Genomic DNA, 2740 nt, shown 5'->3' with positions numbered 1-2740 from the left:
ATCCTCAATAAACTCTTTATAATCTTCTACAGTATGTGTCTTATCATTATTCACATATTCTTTTGCTGCAGTAACACCTTTTTCTTTTAAAATCTCATTAATGGATAATAAAGAGTAATTTTTATTACTCTTTAGAATTTCATATACATCTTCCGTCTTATCTTTATTTCTTAAATAAGACATAAAACATCCATGAGTAAAACCAAAAATAATTAAAAATATCGTAACTTTCTTAAACATAATCCCTCATTAATCAAAAAAATATAACTATTATTTTATTATATATCCACTACCTTCCCTCACCTTCGTTTTATCACATTTTCCACCTTGAGCTTCCACGTATGAAGGTGTTGGTGGCCACAATACACCTGTAGGTATCGCTGCGGGTTTAACACTTTCATAATCTACAGTAGCTTTAGTACCATCTTTTTTTGGATAAGTTGCACTGGTACATTTGAAGTGATCATCATTACATCCTATACCCAGAATATTACACAAAGGGCCATCACCGTTCATGACTCTTGCCTGGTTCATTCCTTCCGCCTTACTTATACTGCCACGGCTAAGGCCACCTCTTAACCCCAACGGATCAACCCAACCTATCGGATTCGGTGCATACTGGAACACATTATCACCACCCATCAGCCCTATCGGATCTCTTGTAGTAAACATTCCCATATCAGGATCATAGTAGCGAAAACGGTTATAGTGCAATCCTGTCTCTTCATCAAAGTGTTGACCTTGGAATCTGATAGGCTGTAGCTCACTGCTTGATACTTGTATTTGATCAAATTGCTCCTCTTGCCATACCACTTTTGCAGTATTGCCCCATGCCTGATAGTCAGCCAACCAAACTACCTCGCCCTTCTCATTAGTCAGCTCATTCGGTGTACCGAGTTGATCATTATGGTAGTGATAGACCTGTATTGCGTTATTTTCATCATCTAAACTTTCTAGATCATCATTAGCCACTTTTGGTAGATCATCACGTAGCCACATCAATCTAGCAATAGGGACAAAGCTGCCTTGATCGTAGATGGTGGTATAGACGTGCGTATCTGAGTATTCTTGAATAGGCAGATCACTATCCCAGAGCATATGGGTGTGCTTATACTGGGTCTTACTATTTTGAGTCAGTTGTCCTTGATGATTGCTTAGTTGACGTACTTCACTCTGTTTGGCAATACGCCGTCCAAAGGCATCGTAGTGATAGATAGTTTGAGTTTTAATGATCTGATTGCCTTGGTACTGAGTACGCAAGCTTTTCTCAAGCTCGTTATTGGCGTTATATGTTGTAAGGCTTGTAAACTTTAGAAACTTTACTGCAGTCAAAGAGAACGTCAAACTTGTCATAACTGTCTTGTTTCAAATTAATTTTTACTTTCTAATGTGTGGCAAAAGTAAAAAAATATAGTTTAAAAGCTCAACTTTTCTATCTGATATTTGAAGAAAAGCTTTGTATCCTTCTTTCTATGTATAGTATTAGGAACAATAACCGATACTTTTTCCTGCTCACCATTATCATAAGTTATAATACCGTTAACCCTAACATCAAATTTGTTCTTAGGTATTTCAGGCATTATGAAATCATAGGCAGCTACACCAGCATCACCTCCATTACCATTGCCATTAGATTTATCTAGTACAACATTATCATTTGAAAAATTTTTAATAGCGTAAGTATGACTATCGATGCTACTACTCATATTTAGTATCTTAAACGATCTTACATTCTTACCGTAGTCTTGTATTACAAACCTGAAACTATCTTCATGTATAGTGTATTTAAACTTAGAAAAAAGCATATAATACTTAAAATCATCCCAAGGCCATACCCATACATCAAAATAGATATAAGACTGATCTTTTTTTACTCTTTCACTTAATGCATACTCTGTGTCTATAAACACTGGTGACAAAGCTAAGTACAAAACCGTCAAAATCATCATATTTTTTAACATAAACACCCTTATAAATTGAGTGACATTATTACTTTTATTGTACTATGTAGTAGTCCTACCACGATCCTCCACTTCCATTCATACCTTCAACTAAAATTGGTCTAGCCTCATAATACATTTGCCTAAACTCTGAAGTCCTTTGTCCAGTATCTTCAAATATTTGATTGTCTAATCGTTTTGCAAACTGCCAAGGTCTAAGATCATGAAGACCATGAAGACCACAAAGGCCTACAACACTACAACTTTCACGATCAGCTGTACCAGCAGCGGGGATGGTTGTCATGATATTTCCATCACCGTCATAAACACATTGATTAGAAGAACCATTGATACTTATCGATCGTACTTCTGTTACACCGCCTGGATGCTCCGAATTAGCTGCTCCAGGTTCTTCCCAATTAGATCCAGTACAGTTCCTTAATTTCGCAGGGCATCTAGGTAGAGCAGTTGTCCAGTTTCTAGGCCTAGCTAACTCTAACATTTCTAGCCTATGCCATTCTCTAAATACTTGCTCATCAGAATGCGCTAAACCCCCAAAACCTTCTCGTGAAACCCTTCGTTTAACTAAACTGGTTCTTGCATTCTGTAGAGTTAGCAACCCTAAAGGATCCACCCAACCTGTAGGATTAGGCGCATACTGAAAGACATTGAGTCCGCCCTGTAACTGAATCGGATCTCTTGTAGTAAACATCCCCATATCAGGATCATAGTAGCGAAAACGGTTATAGCTCAATCCCGTTTCCTCATCAAAGTGCTGACCTTGAAACCTAATAGGCTGT

At 37.3% G+C, this 2740-nt stretch carries 4 protein-coding genes; all 4 read right to left on the bottom strand.

From position 1 onward, the window contains the following. On the bottom strand, positions 1–240 hold a 240-nt coding region (locus tag JMX98_RS13675), incomplete at its 3' end, for a hypothetical protein (protein WP_201587365.1). 30 nt (positions 241–270) lie between these two features. Continuing rightward, on the bottom strand, positions 271–1353 hold the full coding sequence (locus JMX98_RS13670) for an RHS repeat domain-containing protein (RefSeq protein ID WP_201587364.1): 1083 nt from the start codon (positions 1351–1353) through the stop codon (positions 271–273). Between the two features lie 62 nt (positions 1354–1415). After that, the gene (locus JMX98_RS13665; protein ID WP_201587363.1) at positions 1416–1961 is read right to left on the bottom strand and encodes a hypothetical protein; all 546 of its coding nucleotides are present in this window, start codon (positions 1959–1961) and stop codon (positions 1416–1418) included. A gap of 55 nt (positions 1962–2016) precedes the next feature. Then, the coding region (locus JMX98_RS13660) for an RHS repeat-associated core domain-containing protein (RefSeq protein WP_227680188.1) at positions 2017–2740 on the bottom strand (724 nt) is incomplete at its 5' end.

Origin of the sequence: Psychrobacter sp. HII-4 (assembly GCF_904846595.1) — a bacterium.
GTDB classification, from domain to species: domain Bacteria; phylum Pseudomonadota; class Gammaproteobacteria; order Pseudomonadales; family Moraxellaceae; genus Psychrobacter; species Psychrobacter celer.
The sequence above is the reverse complement of the archived record's forward strand: the minus strand, read 5'-3'. Positions and strand labels throughout refer to the sequence as shown.

Bases quoted from the DNA above. Each gene is read 5' to 3' on its own strand.
- JMX98_RS13665 (WP_201587363.1), bottom strand. From the start codon at position 1,961: ATGTTAAAAAATATGATGATTTTGACGGTTTTGTACTTAGCTTTGTCA.
- JMX98_RS13670 (WP_201587364.1), bottom strand. From the start codon at position 1,353: ATGACAAGTTTGACGTTCTCTTTGACTGCAGTAAAGTTTCTAAAGTTT.